Below are 22,977 nucleotides of genomic sequence, written 5' to 3' on the forward strand. Positions count from 1 at the left end.
TGTTTATTATTTAAGTGAGTAGAGCGAGGCATAGCCTTGATTGTAGGAGAGGTATAGAGGATCGAGCTTATATAGAGTAGGTCAATATTAAGACTTAAGCATAAATAGAGTATTTTGAATTGTTTGGTAATGAATTTTTAATAGATACATTGTGTAATAAAACTAAAATATAGGATTTACCTATTATCGGGTTTTTTAATCAATTTATTGCAACAACTGATAAAAATTGGTACTTTTTTGTACAGGAATAATAAAAAAAGGAAGGTAGATCATGTTGATCAATAATACGGAACAGTCTGATTATTTAAAAGTTATATGGGTTTTGTTACTTACATTAGGGGTATCGCAAGCTAATGCTAAAAGCACCTTAGATGATAATAGTCTGGCTGATGAGGTCGGGGGTGTCGTTAAACTATCACCTATTATTATTAGTGCAGTTAAACAAGATGTACAACAGTCGATAGAAGAACAAAATAATCTGCAACAGCAACTTGCTAGAGAACAAGCTGATAAGGCCAAAAAAGATGAAATTTATTCGACAGTCTTAACGGATTATGAATGGCAGAAAAAAGATCCAGATTCAAATAAACCTTCGGATAAATATCTCAAACCGTATGAAAAATATAAATTTATTGAGATTGGCTATAATCCATATCAACGCCATGACGTCAGAATCACAACCGATGATCGTGTGACGATCTATATCGGTCATGAAATTGACGGTGTGGGTTTTGTTGGACATTAAACAGGGTGGTGTTTAATTTTCCATGCTCTATGGATTTTAGTATTGCGTTTGAAATCTAAGCCAATGGTTTCATTTGTGATTTCTTGAACGTCAAACATGGCTTGAACTTCTTCATCCATTTCAAAACCACGATAGTTATTTGAGAAATACAAAGTACCTTCCGTGGTTAAGCGGTTCATAGCACGTTTTAACAATGAGTTGTGATCACGTTGTACGTCAAAAGTACCATAGAACTTTTTAGAGTTTGAGAAGGTTGGCGGGTCAATGAAGATCATATCATATTGTTCATGACCTTCTTTTAACCATTCAAAACAATCGCTTGAGAAGAATTGGTGTTGTTCATCAGGGTGATCTACAGTCAAACCATTTAAAACAAAGTTTTCTTTAGACCAGTTTAAATAAGTATTGGATAAATCGACACTGGTTGTACTTGCCGCACCACCTAAAGCTGCATGTAGACTTGCTGTAGATGTATAACTATACAAATTCAAGAAGTGCTTACCTTTGGCTTCTGCTGCGATACGTAAACGCATTTGACGATGGTCTAAGAATAGACCCGTATCTAAATAGTCAGTTAAATTGACTAATATTTTTGCTTTGCCTTCTTGTACGATAAAACGTTTAGACGCAGTACTTTGCTTGGTGTACTGTGTTTTACCTTCTTGACGAGCACGTGTTTTGATGAAAATCGCATCACGGCCTAAACCTGTCACAGCTCGAATAGATGCCAATGCAAGGTTAAAACGTTTTTTCGCTTTTTCAGGATCAATGGTTTTTGGTGGTGCATATTCTTGTACATGTAAACGATCACCGTACAAATCAACAGCAACATTAAAATCAGGCAAATCTGCATCATATAGACGTAAGCAATAGATGTTTTCTTTCACAGCCCATTTTTTCAATGTCTGCATATTTTTTTGCAAACGATTGGTAAAGTCTTCGGCACCTTCAATTTTTTCGAATTGCTGAGGCTGCCATGTTTCAAGGAATGGCTTCATCACTGTTGCAGGCTTGATATCGCCGAAACGAATGTAAATTGGCAATTTACCATTCATCAAACGTAAAATTTGTGGATTATTAAAGGCTAAAACGTCAGCTTGCTCAACGGCTGCTGCAATTACTGCTGCATATTGATTTGGAAAATTCTTTTGTAAAAGCGCAGACAAACCTAGATATAAAGAACGGTTTGAGGCTTTTTCACCTAAACGCTCGCCATAAGGTGGGTTGGTAACGATAAATGACGTTTTACCTTCCGTCTGGAAGTCTGGCCAATCGGCTAAAGTACGTTCTTCAATTTGAATTTGATCAAGTTGTTGTTCAAAACCTGCGGCAATAATGTTTTGCTTAGTGGCTTTTACTGCTTCCCAATCTGCATCATAAGCATAGAATTTTGGTAATTCACGTTTTAAAGCTTGTTGGTGACGTTCAGCAGCTTCAGCTTTGATTGACATCCATAATTCATGGTCATGTCCATTCCAGCCATTAAAACCAAAACGACGAACTAAGCCTGGAGCTCGATCGGTTAGAATCATGAGTGATTCAATGATGAATGTGCCTGAACCACACATTGGATCTAAAATAATGTCAGGATTGCGTTCTTTTAACTTTGCTTTTTGCAAAATTGCAGCTGCAAGATTTTCTTTGATTGGCGCATCTGTCATAAAATGGCGATAGCCACGTTTATGTAAAGAATCACCAGATAAGTCTAAGCAATAAGTATGTTCAGTTTTGCCAGCAAGGACATATAAAGTAATTTCAGGTTGTTTAATGTCTACACTTGGGCGTTTACCCACAGCTTCCATAAACGAATCAACAACGCCGTCTTTAACACGCAAGGTTGCAAATAGGGTATTGACCTTAATATCACGTTCGATGTGTAAGCGAACAGCAAAAGTACTTTGTGGTGCAAAAATAAGAGACCAATCAAAATTCATGGCGCCTTCATATAGCTCTTCAGCTACATCACGTGCATCGTGAGTAAATTCAAGCTCATGTACATGAATCGGTGTAAGCACACGTGAAGCAAGGCGTGACCACATGCAAATACGGTAAGCATCTTCTAATTTGCCTTTAAAAACGAGTCTTCCAGGGAATCGTTCGACATTTTGAATACCTAAACCTTCAATTTCTTCTTGTAGTAAGGTTTCTAGTCCATCCGCACAGGTGACCCAATATGTAGAAAGACGTGGTTTCGAATTCATGAACAATTTCCAAAGACTGTAAAGCAATCTAACATTTTAACGTATTTTGATGACGAAAACTTGAGGTTTGATCAATGAATAGGATTTTTTTGGAGAATTAAGCTTAATTTTGGATGAAATTGAAAATATTCACCTAAAATTGAACTATTGTAATGGAACTTTCAATAAGTCTCTTACAAAAGTCAAAAATGATTAAAAATTAGCAGTAAAATTAATATTGAAATATCTTCTCCCTCTTGCGTGTAATAACGCTCATCTTCGATCTTTATATAAAGAAGAGGGAACTTCCATTATAAAAATATTCATCACAACTCGACTTACGCAAGCAGCCTAATATTTTTAAAAATACATAATAAATCACATTAAAAAGTCTGTCTGCTTCATCTGTATAGGAATAACAAGTAGTAATTTATGTATTTTTTAAGGATTTAAAATCCTGAATGAATACTATAACTATATGAAAAATTGATAAATATTAATTTAGATTTACTTCATATTTTACTTTTTGGTATGTAATTTGCTTATTAATATCCCGTATTAAGTCAGTAAATTGATTTATTTTTTTGGTTGAACTTTAGTTTGATTTATTTGGGGATTTTTATGCAAAAAGTATCTTCTATCGGTTTTGAAAATCATTCAGAAGCGTTTTCAATTGCAACATTGATGTTAGCTCGTTTAAGACGTGTTGCAGGTCGTGTGATTGATGTGATGTATTTGGTTGAAAATAAAACGTATGCACAATATGTCATTGAATTATCTGTGTCTGTTCAAGATATGGAACTCAAAAGACATGCTTTGCGTTTGCAACATTTACTTGATGAGGAAGAACCTGAAATACCCGTTGAATCAGTAAGAACCATGCAAGCCACTCAAGACGAAGAATATGTTTCTGGTGCAACAGAGGAAGAAATTTACCGTGCACAAGTTTCACATCACTATATTGGTGCATTGAGATAATCTTCAATTTAATTAGGCTCTAAATTTTGTTAAATTTAGAGCCTAAGCATAACCAAAATAAACTTAGTTTACTGAATATTAATCATTTATTTTGCAATGTTAAAATAATGATTATTTGTCTAAATCTTCATCTGCCAAAGAAAAATAAAATCTGTATAATACGTTAACTTAACATGTAAGGAATCTCTCATGCACTTGGCGGCATTGCATACTCCGAGTCAGATTCAACTCAATCAAGATGGGCACTTAAAACATTTCCTCACCATCGAAGGTCTTTCAAAACAAACTCTCACAAAAATATTGGACACTGCACAGTCCTTTTTTAATGACCAAAATCAGCTCATTACCAACAACCTCTTAGAAGGTCGTACTGTGATGAATTTATTCTTTGAAAATTCTACACGTACTAGAACAACTTTTGAGGCCGCAGCCAAACGTTTATCAGCCAATGTTCTCAATATTGATATTGCGCGTTCAAGTACCTCAAAAGGGGAAACCTTGCGCGATACGCTTTGGAACCTTGAAGCAATGGCAGCAGATATTTTTGTGGTACGCCATTCATCTTCTGGTGCAGCACATTTTATTGCTGAAACGGTTTGCCCACATGTTGCTATCATCAATGCAGGAGATGGACGCCACGCACATCCAACGCAAGCGATGTTAGATATGCTCACCATTCGCCGTGAAACCAAGAAAAAATTTGAAGACATGAGCGTCGCTATTATTGGTGATATTAAACATTCACGTGTGGCACGTTCTGATATTGCTGCGTTGCAAACTTTAGGATGCAAAGATATTCGTGTGATTGCGCCAAATACATTATTACCTTTGGGTTTTAGCGAGTTTGGTGAAGGTGTGCGCTTGTTTAATAATATGGAACAAGGCATTCAAGACTGTGATGTGATTATTACCTTACGTATTCAAAATGAGCGTATAGATTCACCAGCACTTTCTTCACAATCTGAATTTTACAAAATGTATGGTTTGAACAAAGAACGTTTGGCTATGGCAAAACCAGATTGTATCGTGATGCATCCAGGGCCAATGAACCGTGGTGTAGAAATCGATTCAAGTATTGCAGATGGGCCACAGTCAGTGATTCTTCATCAAGTGACCAATGGTATTGCTGTGCGTATGGCAGTATTAGCATTGGCAATGCAAGGGCAGTTACAAGAAAAAGGTTTGTTAGAAGCAATCGCAGTTTAAGGTGAAGGATAAAGTCATGAGTATTGTTAAAATTGAAAATGTACGTGTCTTAGATCCGATCAAAAAAACTGACCGTGTAGAAACAGTTTATATTGAAAATGGAAAGATCATTGCTGCATCAGATAGCGTAACTGAAACGATCGATGGTCAAGGCAAATGGTTAATGCCAACCATGGTTGATTTGTGTGCTCGTTTGCGTGAACCGGGTCAACAGCAACATGGAACATTAAAGTCTGAAGGTAAAGCAGCACGTGAAAATGGTATTTTACATGTCATTACACCGCCAGATTCACAACCCATCGTGCAAGATAATGGTGCTTTGATTCATGGGCTTGTTGAAAAAGCCATGCTAGATGGTGGCATTTATTTGCATGTGATTGGCGCGCAAACACAGGGCTTAAATGGTAAACAACCTGCAAATATGGCAGGTTTGAAAAAGGGTGGTTGTACAGCGGTTTCAAATGCTTACGCACCTTTTGAAAATGATGATGTGGTGATTCGTACATTAGAATACGCAGCAGGTTTGGACATGACTGTGGTGTTCTATCCAGAAGAGCATCAAATTGCTAAAGATGGTTGTGTGCATGAAGGGTTTGTTGCATCACGCCAAGGCTTGCCAATGATTCCTGCAATTGCAGAAACTATTGCCATTGCGAAATATCTTTTGATGATTGAGATGACTGGTGTGAAAGCTCATTTTGGGCTTATTTCAGCAGGTGCATCTGTAGAGCTCATTAAAATAGCCAAAGATAAAGGTTTACCCGTCACTGCCGATGTAGCCATGCATCAACTACACCTCACAGATCAACTGATTGATGGATTTAATTCTTTAGCACATGTTCGTCCGCCTTTACGTGCTGAAAAAGATAAAGAATTATTACGTCAGGGTGTAAAAGACGGTGTCATCGATTCGATCTGTACACACCATGAGCCATTGAGTAGTTCTGCAAAACTTGCGCCGTTTGCAGAAACTTTGCCGGGAATGACTGCTTTTGATACTTATGTACCGTTCGGTGTGCAGTTGGTGAATGAAGGTGTTTTTGAACCTTTGGAATGGGTTGAGAAAGTTACACTTGCACCTGCAAAAGTTGCCAATATGGTTGATCGTTGGAGTCAAGAGTCTGGCTGGGTATTGGTTGATCCTGAATTAGAATGGACAGTTTCTAAAGAGAATATTCTTTCTCAAGGGAAAAATACGCCTCTTATCAATCAAAATGTCCGTGGTAAAGTGATTCAAACTTTTATTGTCTAAGCTTTATCGTATTCTTATATTTCTGAGTCAGCTTCGGCTGGCTTTTTTATGTGTGATATAAATATGGTTTAACTACAAAAAACTATTATTATTCTCATTATTTAATAACTAGAATAAAAACGGTCAATAACTGATTCTATTATTACAAAACAACAATGACACAGGAGTGTTCAGTATTATGAATATTATTGAGCTGTTAAAAGAAAAAGTGACATCAAAATTATTACAGGGTGATAATCAGTTTCAAGATGAGAAAATAGAAGCGCTAACGGCTTTTTATCCGATTCTGTTAACCGTGTTTAAATCTAAACCTGAATTAATTGAAATCTTACAACAAAGTCTGAATCCACGTTTGGGTGAAGTTTTTAACAATAATGCGGAGTCAGTGAGTCATTTTCTCGGATTAGTTGGTGGTGAAGCACCAGCAAATGAAATCGAAAAGACTTTAAATCATGCCATATCACCAACGTTGTATTTACTCGAAGATCAAACGGGCACTGACGATAAACTGGCGATTTTCGATCTGATACAATCACAATGGGCAAATATTCAAGCGGCATTACCTGTGTGGGCTTCTGGATTATTTTCTGCGATTGGGTTAAGTGTTGGCGGCTTAGGTTTTGGTGCACAAGCTCAAGCTGCACCTGTGGTTGAAACCATTATCCCGACACCGCCAGTCGATCCGATTGTGACAACACCTGTCCCACCAGAGCCATTATCCAGTCATCAAGCGGTGAGTGAGCCTGAACCTAAAAAATCAAATTTATTTTTAACAGCATTGATTGCTTTATTAATTCTCATTGTTTTGGCATTTCTACTATTAAGAAGTTGTAAAAATGATGATGTCACAGCACCAGCAAATCAAGCAACTACAACGGCTCAGCAACCTGCACATTTTCAAATTACTACAGATCCACAAGGTGGGTTGGTCACATGCTCAGCAAAAATCGGTCATGAGGCGTTTACAACAGCTTTACAAAATGAAGTGAAACAAATTTTCGCTCATTCAGTCGGTTGTGGTATTGATTCAAGTCAAAGCTTTAATGCTGAATTGATCGATCAGAACTCTTTGGTCAGTGTTTTAAAATTGGTGAAGGGTATTCCAAATGCATCATTAACTTGGACGGGTAATGAAATCTCACTACAAGGTGCAGATCCAGCAACTTTACAAGCATTGGCTGAAAAGATTAAGCCTTTAGTGAAAGACATGAATGTTGTTGTACAAAAACCGTTAAGTGAAAGTGAAGCTGTTTCTTCAAGTATTGAACAGGCTAAGCAAGCACTGCAAGGTTTAGACCCAAGCAAAGCCAAAGCCTTAGATATTGCAACAGCACTGAATATGCAAATTATCAATTTTGCGAGTGGTTCAAATTCAATTCCTGATGTGAATAAGCCAATTCTTGATCAAGCTGCAGCATTGATGAACCATTTACCGAATGTAAAATTATTAATTAAAGGCTATACAGATGCTGTTGGGAATGCAGATTCTAACAAAGTCTTATCACAAAAACGTGCACAAGCCGTTGCAGATTATTTGATGAGTAAAGGTGTTTCACCAGATAAACTTTTAGCACAAGGTTTTGGACAAGAAAATCCTATTGCTGATAATGGGACTAAGGAAGGGCAATTTAAAAATAGACGTATTGAATTTGAAGTGACCAATACTGAAACTGGAATTACACGTGAAGTTTCAGAAGAAGGAATTGAGAAAAAACAATAAACCGATATTTGATATGTTTTGATATGTATAGAAAAGCCCTTAAAATTAAGGGCTTTTTTCATTTCTATTTAAAATAATCCATAACGTCAATCATAATCACTTCAATAAGTTTCAATGAATTAGTGCTGAAATTGATCAGATATTCTAATTTGTTCTGAATGATTTTTTAGATGCATTTGGGAATGAATTGATTCCTGTGCTTATTATTGGCATGCTGTAAACATATTAAAATAGTCCATGATTTAGATTAAATATGCGCATTAGTTTCATTGGTTCAGGACGAGTGGCTCATCACCTCGCTAAACAATTGTCAAAACAACATCAAGTTGTACAGATTTATAGTCGTCATTTAGAGCATGCTCAAATACTCGCTGAACAGTGTGATGCACAAGCGATTCAGAATTACACGCAGTTTGATACTCATATTGATGTATTAATCATTGCTGTGAGCGATCAAGCGATTGCAGATGTAATTGGTAATGTTGCAAGCTATCTTGAAAATGTACTGATCGTGCATACCTCAGGAAGTACGCATCTAAATGTATTGACTCAACAACATACTCGTTCAGGTGTATTTTATCCCTTACAAACCTTTAGCTTAGAACGTGGAATCGATTGGTTGAATACGCCGTTATTTGTAGAAGCAGCTAAAACTGAAGATTTGGACATATTAACCACACTTGCAAATAGTCTAAGCAATCGAGTTTACCAATACGATTCTAAGCAACGTTTAAGTCTGCATTTGGCTGCGGTATTTGCTTGTAATTTTAGCAATTATTGCTATGACATGGCAAAGCAAGTTGTCGACGCTGAGCAGGTTGATTTTAGTTTGCTTTATCCTTTAATTTTAGAAACAGCCAGTAAAGCGACTCAAAATGATCCTCAAACCATGCAAACAGGCCCTGCAATGCGTGGTGATCAAAATATTCTCAATATGCATATGAATATGTTGTCAGATGCGGGGCGAGAGGATTTAAAAGCGTTGTATCAGGATTTAAGTTTAGGAATTCAAAATAGGCAATCATCTCCCCAAAAATAAGCCTGAACGAAAGAGTGGATACAACGAGCTCTATAATAATGCATTGTATTTATCTGATATTATCATCGATAAGTGTTTTTATGGTATTGAATTATATCAGATTGTATATAATGACTTTGTGAATGAGCAATAAACTGAATTAGGAATTGCAATTCAAAAGACTTGAACATCAATGTTGTTGTTATATATTGGGTAAGTACTAAAATAAATCATTAAAGATAAAATGAATATTCAGCAAAGATTATTAAAAGAAGTTCACTGGAAAGATTTAGTTCAACTCAATCAAAAAGATGTCTGGTCAGAGTTGCTCATTTCTTTACCTTGGTTGGTGTTTTCATTATGTTTCGCATATTTGACTTGGTATATTCCAGCCTTATTCTGTTCATTCATGTTTTTTTTAACGGGGCTTCGACAGGTACACAACGCCTTTCATTTTGCCTTGGGGATCAGTCGCCAAAATACGCATTGGGCCATGTTTATTTTAAGTGTTTTAATGTTAGGTTCAATGCATGCAGTGCAAATCAATCATTTGCGACACCATCAACATTGTATGCAAGATGAAGATGTTGAAGCTAAAAGTGCAAAAATGAAGTGGTGGCAAGCTTTAGCTTTTGGGCCGATTTTCCCTGTGATGTTGCATAAAAAAGCATTTGAGGTAGGTACTACAACTCAACGCAAATGGATGTCCGCTGAGTTGTTTGCCAATATTATTGTTTTAATCGCCGTTTTTATTGTTCTCGATATTACCATTTTAAAATATCACGTTATTGCAATGTTCATCGGTCAATGTATGACGGCATTTTTTGCGGTTTGGACGGTGCATCATGATACCGAAGACCATGTTTATATGGCACGGACAGTACGAAATGAGTTTAAACGGGTTGTGACGTACAATATGTTTTATCACGTTGAGCATCACTTGTTTCCTGCTGTCCCTACACGACATTTACATATTTTGGCAAAACGTTTAGATGAATACGATCCGAGTGTGGAGATTCGGGAAGTGTTTTGATCAATATGGATTGCTATATTTAATTTATGCAACTTATATAAAGAACTGAATTTAATAGAATTATATTCAAGTATCTATAATCAATTTGACTACACCGATTTAACATCAAGGTAGTCAAATATGCTAAAGCATGTATTGATCATATTTTTATTGATCATATTTCTCTAATCAAATGATCTGCATATTGTTATGCTTTTTAGGATTTACTGACCCTATTTAAAGACTAAAAATTTGTTACTGGTATAATGATTTAAAAATGCAGACTTAGTGATAGGGCAAACAATCACCTCACGGTTAAATTTTCCATAAATAAAATAGAGATTTGTACTAGATAAACCTACAAGAGAAATAAAGTTCTGTTCGGAATCCTGCGTAATTAAAATTTCACGACTTAATTTTTGTAAGGCAAAAGGATCATTTGCTTGAACAGGATCAATTGAATAACCCAATTCATTAATCACTTGTTTAATATCTAAAAGAGAAACTTTTCGGTGAAACTGTGTTTTTTCATTTAAGCGTTGGGTAATGCTATTTTGATCGACATGCACATTAAATTTTACAGCGATCGCAGATGCCATGATAAATGCAATACGTGCATTATTAGACTCATCATCAGTTGTTTTAATTTTCAGTAAATCTGTTCTGATTTCCGATAAATAGGATTTTTCTGGAGATGAACATGTTTTAATCATATAAGCTCTCACATTTGAGATTCCAAGAAGCATTATGAAGATGAAAATAATGCTTTTGAATTGAAAATTTATCGTTCTATTCACAATCTACGGTGACTTTTTATTAACAAAATTTTAAATTGCCATAGCAGTTGTGAGTCGGAACTTGTCTTAAATTAATTGAAGGAATGGTGATACCTGGGTAACTTAATACTTGAAGCGCAGAAGGGTTATTAAGCACACCGAGCAATACTCTTGATGTCACTAAAGGCTCTTCAGGTGTCCCACCAAGACTTACACCAGGGAAAATAAGAAACCAACCTCTTTTAGCCAAGAGCATATCTTCTGTGATGGTACTGCCATTCGAATTGGTAAATTGTGAAGGTGTAGGGAAACTGCTTGTCCCACTCGTACCCATTTGTGGCCAAAGAATATCTTGTTGATTTAATGTCAAAAGAAAGCCAGAAGTTTTGTTACTACTGATATTTAAATTATGTATATCAATAAAGTTTTCATCGAGTGTGCCATAAGCGACACCACCTAATGCACTGACAAACACACCACCAATACTATCTAAAGGAGCGGCATCTAAGCCAAAAGGACCTAATTTTAAGTTGGTCATGCGATTGCCTGTGACTAATGAAGAAAAGACACCATTTGGTTGGTTGACACCATTTCTTGGTTTTACCGTTGTATTTAAAAGTGGTAAATTTCCATCACCTAAGGCGAGTATGCAATTTGAACCAGAGACTCTTGTACATAAAGTAGAGGCAAGCTCTACATGCGAAACTTGCGCAGGAAGACGACCACTGATTACATTTGCACCAGTTTCTCCACCTGGCGTTCCCCCAGGTGTACCTGCAATATTTGGAGTGGGGTTTTCACCTACAGACATTTGCCCAACGATCGTTTGTGCGCCTAAAGCAACACCGACAACAGAACGAGTAGAGGCTGAATTTGGATTTTTAACAGCAAATTGGATAAATGGATTATCTAAAACAGCATCTGAATCGGCGTAGGTACCACTCGGTCCAGGTGTTAAACCTGTTAATCGAACCCTTTCTAAATCAATATCGCACTGATCAGCACCATTCACACCACCGCAACCCAATTGCACTCTTCGAATATTGGCATTGAGTTCAAGTTTAGCCTCTAAACCTAAAGCGTAAAAACCTAAATTACTGGTATTCCCAGGTTCTGTAGGTGCAATATAGGACATGCTAAATAAAGATTGCCCAGTGATTTGATTGAGCTCCTTGTCTTGGAGTTCACTGAGTTTTGCAGAAGAAAACTGGCTGATACAGAGACCAAGTACGATTGAAATGGTTAATTTCCCTACAGCTTTACTGAAATCCTTTTTCATAGATGATGCCTACTCTATGTTATTTATTATGATTTGGCTTCTAAAACTGAATATTGATTTTATTTTCAATATGTTAAGAAAATGCTATAAAAGCCAATGCAAAATTGAATCGACACACAGTCAATGTGTATAAACACAATTTAAAGGACTTAAATAGCATTTGAGTCGCCAACTCTATACATAAATAGACAAGATGTAGTTCTATAAAATCATTATTTTTATGCGTTATTTGGCATAATTTATTTTACTTTTTGTTCTTTTTAAATTGAGAGGGGGTTTGTGAGGTAAAGCGCTTAAATGCTCGACTAAAACTTGTGGCATTGTTAAAGCCTGCGCTAAGGGCGATCTCATTCATCGATTTATTGGTATCTAATAAAAGCAATTGCGCATATTCAACTCCCACTTCAAGTTTGAGATCAGAAAGAGAATGACCTTCTTCATTTAATCTTCTGCTGAGTGTACGTTCTGATATAGATAAGGCTTCAGATATAGACGTAGCATTGATTACCGTATTGTTTTTTAAGCTTTGCATAATAAAGCGTTTTACATGGTTAGAGGTTAGATTGGTATTGCCTAATAATTTTATTTGTTGATTGAGTTGAGATTTAATCCAAGCATGTGTCGTTGGATTTGCTGTCGTTAGAGTAATATCGAGATCTTTTTTAGACATAATCAAAGCGTTTTGCGCACGATTGAACTGAAAATTTGCATCAAATGCTGTTTCATACATTTCAATCGTGTTTAATGGAGCGTGTGCAAAATGAACAGTGGTATGTTGTAAGCTTTGGCTTAAGAATGGTCGCCCAGTTAATGCGGTCAATGTAATAACTTCGGTTAAAAAGTGATTAATCTCACCAAAGTCATAGCGCAGTTTAAACGTATAGTGAACCTGATGACCAGACTCGATTGTCGCAACTTCTATAACAGGAATCAGTTGCTCTAAATAATCGAGTAAGCATTGAAACGCTTCTCCAACGGTGGGTGCTGTTAAGACTAATAAACCAAAAGGCCCATATGCTGTTAATGGTGTTTTTTCTAAAAAAATAGCACTGGCCAATTGATCTTTTGGCAACTGATTATATAAAGCATTTAATGCGGAAATAAACATTTTCCCGTCAATGGTTTGGATCAGTGTGTTTAGATTCTCAGTGTTTATATTGTAAAAATTACAATTTTTAAATACATCCAGCGAATTTAAAATATTGATACCAATATCAATAAACTGCTGTGGAAAGGATAATGTTTTTAAAGTTCTATCTAATTCGGACATGTTATTTTCACTTCAATACAACGTGGTTATAAATGTGGTTAAACGTGATTATAAAAATTAAATTCGACGATATTGACTGTATATGCGTAAGACCCATTCAGTGACAATGCTATTTTGAATCTGTTTTTGTAGTGGATGTGCTTCATCTGGTAAATGACTATTTGGCCATGGGCTAAGATCAGGTTTGATGAGCGGTGCTAACATACTTGCTGCGGTTAAATCTGCGAGTGTGAAAGTATTTCCAACCAAATAGTTATCGGGATTTCCATCTAGCCATTTTTCAATTTGAAGGAGTGCATCATTAATATATGCTTTGGAAATTGCAACTTGTTCGGGATGAATTTTACAAGTACGACGGATCATCAAGCGCAGAATACCTTGACTATGCCGTGTTAAAAAATGTTGGAATTGGCTATAGCCTTCAAAATTAAAAAAGATATTTACAATATCTGGCCGATCTATCATACAACTCCAACCATAACGTCTTATATGGTCTCCCAAATCATCAAACCAATCTTCACGTTCTAATATTTGCTTTCGTTGAACATCGTCGCTGGGCAATAGTGGAAAATGGGTGTAGTACTTTTCTAAATACAGTGCAATTTTTGTCGAATCACCAATGGTCACTTTATTATCAGAGAAAATAGGCAAACTTGTTTGTTGAGCCATTAACCAAGCAGGAGCAGCATGTAAGCCTGGAATCATATTGCGACAAGTGAAATCAATTCCTTTAAGCTCTAGATGCCAACGCGTTTTCTCACAATAGTGTGAAAATGGAAATTGGTAAAGAGTTCTTTTTATCATTGTCATTTACCTATTGTTATAAGTTTGGATTCTCATACAACCAAACGAAAAAGTCTGTTTAGTCAAAATTGAAATAGGGCAAAGTTGTGTCAGATTTACCGATCTTATTTAAACAGATAAATTGATTAGAGTGGATGAATTTATCTATTTTTTATATGGATCTGTACTGTACGTCTATTTTATTTTGATCAATTCATCAGGTTTTGAAATAAAAAAAAGGATAAATATTAAATATTTATCCCTTTAAAAAGCGAATATTAAAATTCAATTACGCATTTATTAATTGATTTTCTTGAAAATAAAATCATTAATTTTATGGCCAGATTCAATACCACGACGCTCAAATTTAGTTTGTGGACGCCACTCAGGACGGGGATAACTATTGCCTTTACCCGCCAAGTTTTCTAAACGAGGGCGATTATCTAAAACATCAAGCATCCATTCTGCATACGGTTCCCAATCGGTTGCTGCATGGAATGTTCCACCCATTTCCAATTTTTCTTCAATCAATGGCATACGATCATGCGAAACAAAACGACGTTTGAAGTGACGCTTCTTTTGCCATGGATCTGGGAAATAAAGCTGAACAGTGTTGATACTATTATCAGGCATTTCACGTAAGACTTGGATCGCATCGGCATCTAAAACACGAAGGTTTTTGACTTCTGCTACACCTGCTTCATAGACACATTGAGCAATCCCTGGGACATGGACTTCAATACCCACAAAGTTGCGCTCAGGATTAGCTTTTGCCATCAGCACCAATGAACGTCCCATACCAAAGCCAATTTCAACCGTCAGAGGGCGTTCAGGGTGTTCAAAGTGTTGGCGTAAATCACCAACAGGGTATTCCAAAATTAAATCACGATGTTGTTCGAGCGCAGTACGTTGCGATGTATTTAGCGGAGAAGATCTACGCATAAATGTCACAATTTCACGGTGTTCTTGTAAATTATCTAAATCTACAACTTGTGCTTCAATTTGATCGTTTGACATCTTTTTTGGCAATACTAAAAATCTAAAAGGCGTATTGTAAGACCTGAGTGGGGCAAGTCAAATTTTTTATCTAATCTTTAGTTAAATTGAATCCATTATGTATTGATGTTAAATTGTCATTAAATATTCACAACAGTGTCATTAATAAAAATTAATCTGCTTTAAATTTCAACAAACGTTAAAAAATTATGAAAATATTAAAACCACATCGCCTATGCCTAAGTTTAGCACTATTAGGTTGTTCATTCCCAAGCTACGCACAGCTTATGTTTAGCCAATATATTGATGCTACTGCAAACCGCAAAGGCTTAGAAATTTATAATCCTGATGCTGGTACAGTCAATTTGGCTGATTATGAAATTCAGCAATTTAGTAATGGGTCAACCAGTAAAAGTTTCTCTGTAACTTTGCAAGGTTCATTGTCCAGTAAGGCAAAATTTGTCATTGGTCGTTCAGAACTTCAAGCAGAGATTGGCGATAAAGTGAATCAAGTTGCAGGCTTATCTTTCAATGGTGATGATGCATTGGTCTTACTATATAAAGGCACACCTGTTGATCGTTTTGGTCGGGTTGGAGAGAAACCAGCAAATAATGGTTGGGGCGGAGCGATCACTAGTTATAAAAATAGCCTAAGCAGAATTAAAACCAAAAATGATGTGACTTCTATTGATCCATCTGCGCAGTTCGATTTAGACAGTGAATGGTCAAAATGGTCAGAAAGTAGTGCATTCAACCAATATTTGATGGGTACGACAACACCCCCACCATTAAGCTCAGTCAGTTGTAGCGCGACGGATACACCGATTGCAGATTTACAAACTGTAGCTCAGGATCAACAATATGTAATTCGTGGAGTCATTACCGCAGATTATCGTTATGAAAATGGGTTCTCTGGATTGTATATTCAGACACCTGACACTAAAGCCAAAGTGGATTTAAGCAATGCAATTTTTGTGTATTTACCTGCGGGAAGTACAATTACAGGGGGGAAGGTTGGGGAGGAAGTTATTCTCAAAGGTCGTTTAACAACGTATCAAAATCAATTACAAATCGATCAATTGAGTAGCAATATTCAAACTTGTAATAGTCAAGCTGCAAACCTCGTCAGTGCAATGCCACTGCAATTACCATTTTCAAGTTTAACAGATGCCAAAGGCAATGCACCTAAACGTTATCAAGGTATGTTGGTTAAAATCCCTCAAACACTAACAGTAAGTGAAAATTATAATTATGGTCGTTTTGGGGAATTATCACTCAGTTTAGGACGTTTATATATTCCAACCAATTTATATCCTGCAAAGTCGGCTGAAGCGGTAAATTTGGCAAAACAGAATCTATTGTCAAAAATTATTTTAGATGATGGCTATAACAATCAAAATAGAACGCCGTGGTTGCCACAAAACTTCAATGCAGCCAATACACTGAGAACAGGTTATCAACTGAAAAATGTAGAAGGGATTTTGGAATACCGCTTCAATGCATGGCGAATTCAACCCATTCCGAATAAAACACCTGAATTGGTGATGGATACCAATCCACGTCAATCAACTGTCATTACAAAAGATGCAAAACAAATTCGAGTGGCTGCATTTAATGTTCTAAATTATGACAATTCGCCATTGATAGGGGTTAAACCTGATCGTGGTGCAAATACAGTTTCAGAGTTCAATAGTCAACATTCAAAAACAGTCAGTGCTTTAAAAACCATTGATGCAGATGTGTATGGTTTGATGGAGATTGCCAATAATGGCTATGCTGAAAATAGTGCGGTGGCTTATTTAACCAAAGCTTTAGGTGCAGATTGGAAATATGTTACTCCGCCAAATACTGCAAAATTGGGTACAGATGTGATTGCTGTCGCCATTATTTACAATAGCAAACGAGTAAAACCTGTAGGTGCGGCTGTCGTTTATGATGATTTGACACAGAAAAATCGTGTGACGATGGCGCAAAGCTTTCAGGCTCTATCTGGTGGTAAAATATTTACGGTCGTCCCTAATCACTTGAAGTCTAAAGGGAGTTGTCCAGAAGATAAGACTTTGGCTGATGCAGACCAAGGTGATGGGCAGGGGTGTTGGAATGCAACACGTTTGACTGCCGTACAAAAGCTGACCCAGTGGATAGCGACCAATCCAACCAAAGTTGAAAAGCCCAATTATTTATTGGTGGGTGATATGAATAGTTATGCCAAAGAAGACCCAATTCTTGCATTTGAGAAAGCCAACTATAAGGCTTTGCTCAATGATGAAAAAATTGGACAAGGCAAAAGTGCCTATAGTTATGTTTTTGGTGTAGCGAGTGATCTCAACGGCAATGGTGGTGCAGGGAACTTAGACCATGCAATTGCAGATGCAGGTCTATATCCGATGGTGAAACGTGCTTTTGCATGGCATATCAATGCAGATGAACCCACTGCATTGGACTATAACGAAGAATATAAAACGGCTGAGCAAATCACTGCATTTTATAATGCCGATGCGTTTAGATCTTCAGACCATGATCCAGTGATTGTCGATCTTGATTTGAATGATTCAAATAGTGCCGATTCATCAAATGATTCTAAAGATACCAATGGTGGTGGTACAGGCTTGTGGTCTTTATTGGGATTAATATTATTGACTGTTGGAACAGCATTTACCCGATATAAAAAATAATTTTGAATCTGTTATTAGAAATGATTCAAGCAAGATTAAAATGATTAAGTGCAAGGAAAATATAAGTATTTTCCTTGCTTTAAGAAGCTCTCTTTATGACACGCTGTTTTATGACGCCGAACCAAATGGCAAACTAACTTTCAAAATAGTTTGATGAGTGAGTGAATCTATTTCAAATAACCCACCGAGTCGTATCACTCGTTGTTGCATGCTGTGTAATCCAACATGTAAGCCTGCATCTACCTGTGCAGGATCAAAACCGATACCATTGTCAGAAATTTTTAAAATTAAAAATTGTGCATTTTCAGTCAAAGAAAACTCAACTTGGGTTGCATGACTATGTTTAATAATATTGGTCAAAGCTTCTTCGGCAATACGAGCCATGGTTAAACACTGGAGTGCGTTGGGCTGTGTCTGCCAATTTTCCGACAAGATCCATTTTGATTGTATTGCAAATTCTTCAAACATTTGTACAAAACGATGGCGTATAGGCGCAACCCATTGAATAGGTGTTGTAGGAATTTTCGTATTTAAGCATGATCCAAAATCAATGGTTTGGCGAAGATCATTGCGTAAAAGCTTTAAAATGGACAGCATTTGTTTCTTTTCAATGTGATCATGGTTTTCAATTAACAGCATTGATCGAGAGATTGAGCCACCCAATCCGTCATGCAGATCATGTGAAAGGTTAATTCTTTCTTGTAATTTTGCATTTTCTAAAGCGAGTTGATGTTGAATATTTAACGATGTCGACAGTTCATTTTTCGCTTGGATAATACTTTGGCCAAGGGTTTGATTGAAATGTGCAATACTTTTCGCATCATTTGCAAGCCGTAAAGCCAGTATAAAACCGACCAATAATGTGCCAATAGGTGATGTATAAGGCGATAAAATATGACCTTTGAGTGTCATCATATAAATTGCATCATTAATCACAATCGGAATAAAAATCACGTATTGAATAGCCAGTACATAGGCTTCTTTTAATTTAGATTGATAGGCGATAAATGGATAAGTAAAACATTTTAATAAGAAAATAATTACACCCATGATGAATAATAGATTCAAAAGCTGTGGTGTATGTTGATCGGGAACAACAAAAATTAAAACAATTGAAATTACACAAAAAGTGAATAAAACATGTTCAATTCGAGGGTACTTTTTATTGGCAAAACGCCATGCAGCAATACAGCCAGCGATCATGGAAAAACAAAAAATCGCAATTGTAATACGATCTAAATTGATACTGGATAAGCCAAATACAGGCTCTTGTTGCATGATAATCCACACATATAACATCCATCCAATACCAACAAAACTAAACCATTTAAATGCTTTTTCGGTTGGATTGACTAACCACACCATGAGGCAAAAAACGCCGATAATAAAATTAATAATAAAACTCAGAATCGGTGAAATCCGTTTTTCTAATAAACTGCGATCATAAAGGCTTTTCATTTGAGCATGTTCACCCAAAAAAAGATGACCTAAGCCAGATTTTTGAGTAGGCGTTCCAATGACTTTGACCCAAAGGTGATTTGTACCTTGTTTTAGACTGGAAGCAGGTAAGACCCAATAGCGAGGTGTATGCCAACTGCGTGAAAGTGGTTCTGTTAAGAATTGATCTTTCCAAAGGAACTCATTATTGAGGTAGAGCTCTCCAGCCATGTTGATATTTTGAATAACTAAAGTGATTGGCGTGTTGTGTTGTGGGTTTGGGCATAAATATTGCCAGGTGATTTTATACCAAGCACTTACACTATAGTCCTTCCATCTTTTGTCCCAGTAATCGGGTAATATCTGTACCACAGACCAACCTGATTTTGGTAATTCTTGAATATTATTCACATTAGATTTGATGACTTTTACTGAGGAAATCGATGCTTGGCAATTTGCATTTTGCTCAATCGACGTCTGGTCAGCATGTAGTAGCGAAGAGGCAAAGACAATCAGCGTAATAAAACCAAAGTAGGCAATCCAATGGTATGGCCTACATTTGCTATAACACTGATCTTTATGCATTTAACTTTTCTCCAAAGCTGTAAAAAGTTATGAAAATGCTTAAGTTATATTGGTGTTGTTCTTCAATACCACATCATTATTATAATGCTTTGGCTATAATATACACAATTTATAAAAATATGAATGTATCGTTGTCTATTGTATAAAATTCAAATGATTTTTATGTACCACCTCGAAGCTTGTGCGGTACGACGGCACGAATCACAGTTAAGCCTGCCTCTGAATGAATATAAAACTCTCCACCAATTCGTTTAACACGCACTTGCATGCTTTGTAATCCAACGTGTAATCCTTCTTGGACTGTATTGACAATAAACCCTTGACCATTGTCTTTAATTTCTAAAATCAGCCTGTGTTGTTCATCTTCTACTAGCGAAATTTCAACTTTCGTTGCATGACTGTGCTTCACGATATTGGTGAGTGCTTCCTCCGCAACGCGTGACAAGGTTAAGCAGTGCAGAGGATGAGGAATGGTATTCCAATGGCTTGCAAGCATCCAAGAGGATTGAATATCCATTTCTTCAAACAACTGTACAAAGCGATGACGTAAGGGGGCGACCCACAATATCGGGCTTTCTGGAGTCTTTGCACCCAAACTAGAACCAGAATCAATGACTTGCCGTAAATCATTACGTAATAATTTAAACATGGACAATACTTGAGGTTTTTCAACTTTTTCAGAATGTTCCAATAAAATCATCGAACGAACGATTGAACCCCCTAAGCCATCATGTAAATCATGTGCCAAATTTAAACGTTCTTGTAAGCGCATATTTTCTATTTCAAGTTGATGTTTTTTTCTAAAGATTGTTCTAAATCAAAAGAGACAGTTTCAACGGTTTCTTTTAAAGTGCGATTAAATTTTTCGATGTGACGCATATTTTTTGAAATACGCCATGCGAGAATGAACGAAATTGCTAAACTGGTGATTGGCGCAGCAAAAGGTGTCCACATCATTCCAGTGAAAGGTATATTTAGTATTAAATGTAGGTCATGACAAGCGATAATAATAAATAAGAAGAAAACAGCAGCGAGTAAATAGACATCAAACTTACGTTTTTTATAAGCGATCCATTGAATAAAGAAGCAATTCAGGATGAAAATAACAACACTTGAGAAAAAAGCACTGTTTAGCGCTATGGTGAGATATTGATCTGGGATAGCCAATAAAACCACGACAAATATAAGTGTTAAGGTAATCAAAAATTTTTCTAAATTTGCAAAAGTAACATTGGCAAAGCGCCATAAAAATAAGCTTAGGGTATAGGCATAGGCCACCAAAAAGATAAGATTGAGCCGAGAGTGAATTAAACTGTCAGTGAATGGGAATGGTTCGATAATGAGTAAATTACAAATAAACAATGACCAAAAAAAACAGTTTAGCGCAAACCAACCAAAAGCAACTTCACGACGCCTAAATAACCAAATTAAAAAACTGGTTGTTCCAAAAACCAAAGTAATCAGTAAATTAATAAAATAAAGGGTTCTGCGTTCAAACATGAGTTGCTCATGCATACTACTGATACTTTCTGCATTTCCAAGTTTTACCACACCTAAACCTGAATGTTGTGAAGCGACTCCGACCACTCTAACTAAAACTTCATTACGGCCTTCATTTAAAGAGGTTGAAGGTAGAATCCAATAGCGAGGCATATTCCAGCTTCGTGATAGGGGTTTGACTAAAGATTTATCATGCCAAATCAATTCATTATTGCTATAGACAATCCCTGCAATAATAATTCGATCAATAAGTAATGCGACAGGAAGTTGTTCTTGGTCATCCTGACATTGATATTCCCAAATAATGCGATACCATACCGAACCTGAATAATCTGGCCAACGACTTTCCCAATCATCGGGCAATTGAACATTTTGCCAACCTTGTGTAGGGACTTGAGCTAAATTCTGATTGGCTTTAACGACTTGCGTGGATAGGATGACTGCACTACACGGATTCAGATGATTATTAAAGTTAGTTTCTAATAATGTTTCGGCAAATACATTTTGTATAAAACTGCAAAAAATGCAGATAAAAACAATACACTGTAATTTTAATAGAGTATTCCAAGATTTCGAGCTGTGTCGATTGCTTTGGCTCTGTTGCATACCGCAAGTTTCCGATAAATATGTTTAATATGAGATTCAACCGTGTATCGTGATAATGTCAGTTGATCCGCAATTTCTTTATTACTTAAGCCTTGTGCGACGAGTTCTAAAATTCCTAATTCTCTTTTCGAAAGAACGTCGTTATTATTTGTTAATTTTGAATCACTTAAATTTTTATTAACAGATCTTTTTTCATTAAATTGTAATTGTTTTAAAATTTTTTGGGCAATAAATGGATCAATAGGCGCACCGCCACGTAATACACTTCGAATTGACAATGAAACTTCTAAATCATCTCTTTCTTTCAATACATAACCTGTTGCACCAGCACTCAAAGCATTGAGAATAGAATCTTCAGTACTCCATGCTGAAATCACAAGAATAGTAATCGTTGGATCGTAATCCTTTAAGGTTTCAATAAAATCAATGCCACTTCCATCAGGTAGACCTAAGTCCACAAGTGCGAATGATGCTGAATACCGTTGAAGTTGTTCATTGGCCTGCGCTAAATTTTGAGCAAAATATAAATCTGATATTGAATATCCAATATTGACTAATATATCCGTTAGTCTTTTTTGTATTAGAGGTTCGTCTTCTACAATGATGACTGGGACAGGTAAACTTAACTCGTTGTTCATAATGTAGAAAACTCATCAATGTCTATACCCATATCTTTTCAGGTATTGGTCATTTTATCTATACCTGATAATAGGTATTTTGTGGTTAAACGTAAGTTTTTCTAAAAAATGTTATGATAATACGTTCTAATTAAATGCATTTTAATGATAATAAAGCGGTAATGTGTCTAATTTATGAGAAAAATTTAACAATTTCTTGGATGATGATTTTGCCTATTTTATTCTTTTAAAATGCGATAAATGAAAATAGCGAATTGCTCACTTTTGCTGAATCATAAACAAGGTTTTCATCATTCTTAAAGATGTGTATGTTAAAACAAC

General features: G+C 36.2%; 18 protein-coding genes. 8 read left to right on the forward strand and 10 right to left on the reverse strand.

Translation table 11 applies throughout. The features are described from left to right. The first annotated feature begins 271 nt into the window (after nucleotides 1–271). Complete coding sequence (locus tag GGG_RS0100005; RefSeq protein WP_010110864.1) at nucleotides 272–745, forward strand: hypothetical protein; 474 nt, start codon at nucleotides 272–274, stop codon at nucleotides 743–745. Here GGG_RS0100005 and rlmKL read toward each other — a convergent pair. Next, nucleotides 742–2,946, reverse strand: a complete 2,205-nt coding sequence (gene rlmKL / locus GGG_RS0100010; RefSeq protein ID WP_010110865.1) for a bifunctional 23S rRNA (guanine(2069)-N(7))-methyltransferase RlmK/23S rRNA (guanine(2445)-N(2))-methyltransferase RlmL — start codon at nucleotides 2,944–2,946, stop codon at nucleotides 742–744. The genes GGG_RS0100005 and rlmKL overlap by 4 nt on opposite strands. A 600-nt stretch (nucleotides 2,947–3,546) precedes the next feature. On the opposite strand from rlmKL, the gene GGG_RS0100015 reads away from it, so the two are divergent. The 6 genes from GGG_RS0100015 to GGG_RS0100040 all read left to right on the forward strand — a co-directional run bounded on the left by GGG_RS0100015 (nucleotide 3,547) and on the right by GGG_RS0100040 (nucleotide 10,132). Then, nucleotides 3,547–3,903 carry a hypothetical protein gene (locus tag GGG_RS0100015; protein ID WP_010110867.1) on the forward strand — a complete coding sequence of 119 codons (357 nt, stop codon included), beginning with the start codon at nucleotides 3,547–3,549 and terminating at the stop codon, nucleotides 3,901–3,903. Between the two features lie 189 nt (nucleotides 3,904–4,092). Continuing rightward, nucleotides 4,093–5,109: an aspartate carbamoyltransferase catalytic subunit gene (locus GGG_RS0100020; protein WP_010110869.1), complete on the forward strand. Its 1,017-nt coding sequence runs from the start codon at nucleotides 4,093–4,095 to the stop codon at nucleotides 5,107–5,109. Between the two features lie 16 nt (nucleotides 5,110–5,125). Further along, the gene (locus GGG_RS0100025) at nucleotides 5,126–6,361 is read left to right on the forward strand and encodes a dihydroorotase (protein WP_010110871.1); all 1,236 of its coding nucleotides are present in this window, start codon (nucleotides 5,126–5,128) and stop codon (nucleotides 6,359–6,361) included. Between the two features lie 178 nt (nucleotides 6,362–6,539). Beyond that, nucleotides 6,540–8,081, forward strand: coding sequence for an OmpA family protein (locus GGG_RS0100030; RefSeq protein WP_010110873.1), 1,542 nt, complete (start codon nucleotides 6,540–6,542; stop codon nucleotides 8,079–8,081). 253 nt (nucleotides 8,082–8,334) lie between these two features. After that, nucleotides 8,335–9,120, forward strand: coding sequence for a Rossmann-like and DUF2520 domain-containing protein (locus GGG_RS0100035; protein ID WP_010110874.1), 786 nt, complete (start codon nucleotides 8,335–8,337; stop codon nucleotides 9,118–9,120). 223 nt (nucleotides 9,121–9,343) lie between these two features. After that, nucleotides 9,344–10,132 carry a fatty acid desaturase gene (locus GGG_RS0100040; RefSeq protein WP_010110875.1) on the forward strand — a complete coding sequence of 263 codons (789 nt, stop codon included), beginning with the start codon at nucleotides 9,344–9,346 and terminating at the stop codon, nucleotides 10,130–10,132. Nucleotides 10,133–10,344: 212 nt separating this feature from the next. Here the strand turns inward: GGG_RS0100040 and GGG_RS0100045 are convergent, their stop codons facing one another. The 5 genes from GGG_RS0100045 to trmB form a co-directional block, all read right to left on the reverse strand. Next, the gene (locus GGG_RS0100045; RefSeq protein ID WP_010110876.1) at nucleotides 10,345–10,824 is read right to left on the reverse strand and encodes a hypothetical protein; all 480 of its coding nucleotides are present in this window, start codon (nucleotides 10,822–10,824) and stop codon (nucleotides 10,345–10,347) included. A 103-nt stretch (nucleotides 10,825–10,927) separates the two neighbouring features. Then, nucleotides 10,928–12,166, reverse strand: coding sequence for a hypothetical protein (locus tag GGG_RS0100050; protein ID WP_010110877.1), 1,239 nt, complete (start codon nucleotides 12,164–12,166; stop codon nucleotides 10,928–10,930). A 244-nt stretch (nucleotides 12,167–12,410) separates the two neighbouring features. Then, the gene (locus GGG_RS0100055) at nucleotides 12,411–13,436 is read right to left on the reverse strand and encodes an AraC family transcriptional regulator (protein WP_010110878.1); all 1,026 of its coding nucleotides are present in this window, start codon (nucleotides 13,434–13,436) and stop codon (nucleotides 12,411–12,413) included. Between the two features lie 57 nt (nucleotides 13,437–13,493). Then, entirely contained in the window at nucleotides 13,494–14,240 is a 747-nt protein-coding gene (locus tag GGG_RS19305; protein WP_157998069.1) for a glutathione S-transferase family protein, read from the reverse strand. 279 nt (nucleotides 14,241–14,519) lie between these two features. Further along, on the reverse strand, nucleotides 14,520–15,236 hold the full coding sequence (gene trmB, locus GGG_RS0100065) for a tRNA (guanosine(46)-N7)-methyltransferase TrmB (protein ID WP_010110882.1): 717 nt from the start codon (nucleotides 15,234–15,236) through the stop codon (nucleotides 14,520–14,522). 188 nt (nucleotides 15,237–15,424) lie between these two features. On the opposite strand from trmB, the gene GGG_RS0100070 reads away from it, so the two are divergent. After that, complete coding sequence (locus GGG_RS0100070; RefSeq protein ID WP_029574366.1) at nucleotides 15,425–17,890, forward strand: ExeM/NucH family extracellular endonuclease; 2,466 nt, start codon at nucleotides 15,425–15,427, stop codon at nucleotides 17,888–17,890. Nucleotides 17,891–17,998: 108 nt separating this feature from the next. On the opposite strand, the gene GGG_RS0100075 is transcribed toward GGG_RS0100070, so the two are convergent. The 4 genes from GGG_RS0100075 to GGG_RS0100085 all read right to left on the reverse strand — a co-directional run bounded on the left by GGG_RS0100075 (nucleotide 17,999) and on the right by GGG_RS0100085 (nucleotide 22,656). Beyond that, entirely contained in the window at nucleotides 17,999–19,912 is a 1,914-nt protein-coding gene (locus GGG_RS0100075) for an ATP-binding protein (RefSeq protein WP_010110886.1), read from the reverse strand. A gap of 160 nt (nucleotides 19,913–20,072) precedes the next feature. Then, nucleotides 20,073–20,684: a sensor histidine kinase gene (locus GGG_RS21270; RefSeq protein ID WP_227500467.1), complete on the reverse strand. Its 612-nt coding sequence runs from the start codon at nucleotides 20,682–20,684 to the stop codon at nucleotides 20,073–20,075. A gap of 5 nt (nucleotides 20,685–20,689) precedes the next feature. Next, the gene (locus GGG_RS19310; protein WP_227500468.1) at nucleotides 20,690–22,018 is read right to left on the reverse strand and encodes a 7TM-DISM domain-containing protein; all 1,329 of its coding nucleotides are present in this window, start codon (nucleotides 22,016–22,018) and stop codon (nucleotides 20,690–20,692) included. Beyond that, nucleotides 21,964–22,656 (reverse strand): response regulator transcription factor, encoded by a 693-nt coding sequence (locus tag GGG_RS0100085; protein WP_010110888.1) that lies wholly within the window; start codon nucleotides 22,654–22,656, stop codon nucleotides 21,964–21,966. The genes GGG_RS19310 and GGG_RS0100085 overlap by 55 nt, the downstream gene beginning before the upstream one ends. Between the last annotated feature and the right edge of the window lie 321 nt (nucleotides 22,657–22,977).

It is taken from the genome of Acinetobacter sp. P8-3-8, from assembly GCF_000214135.1.
Classification (GTDB): domain Bacteria; phylum Pseudomonadota; class Gammaproteobacteria; order Pseudomonadales; family Moraxellaceae; genus Acinetobacter.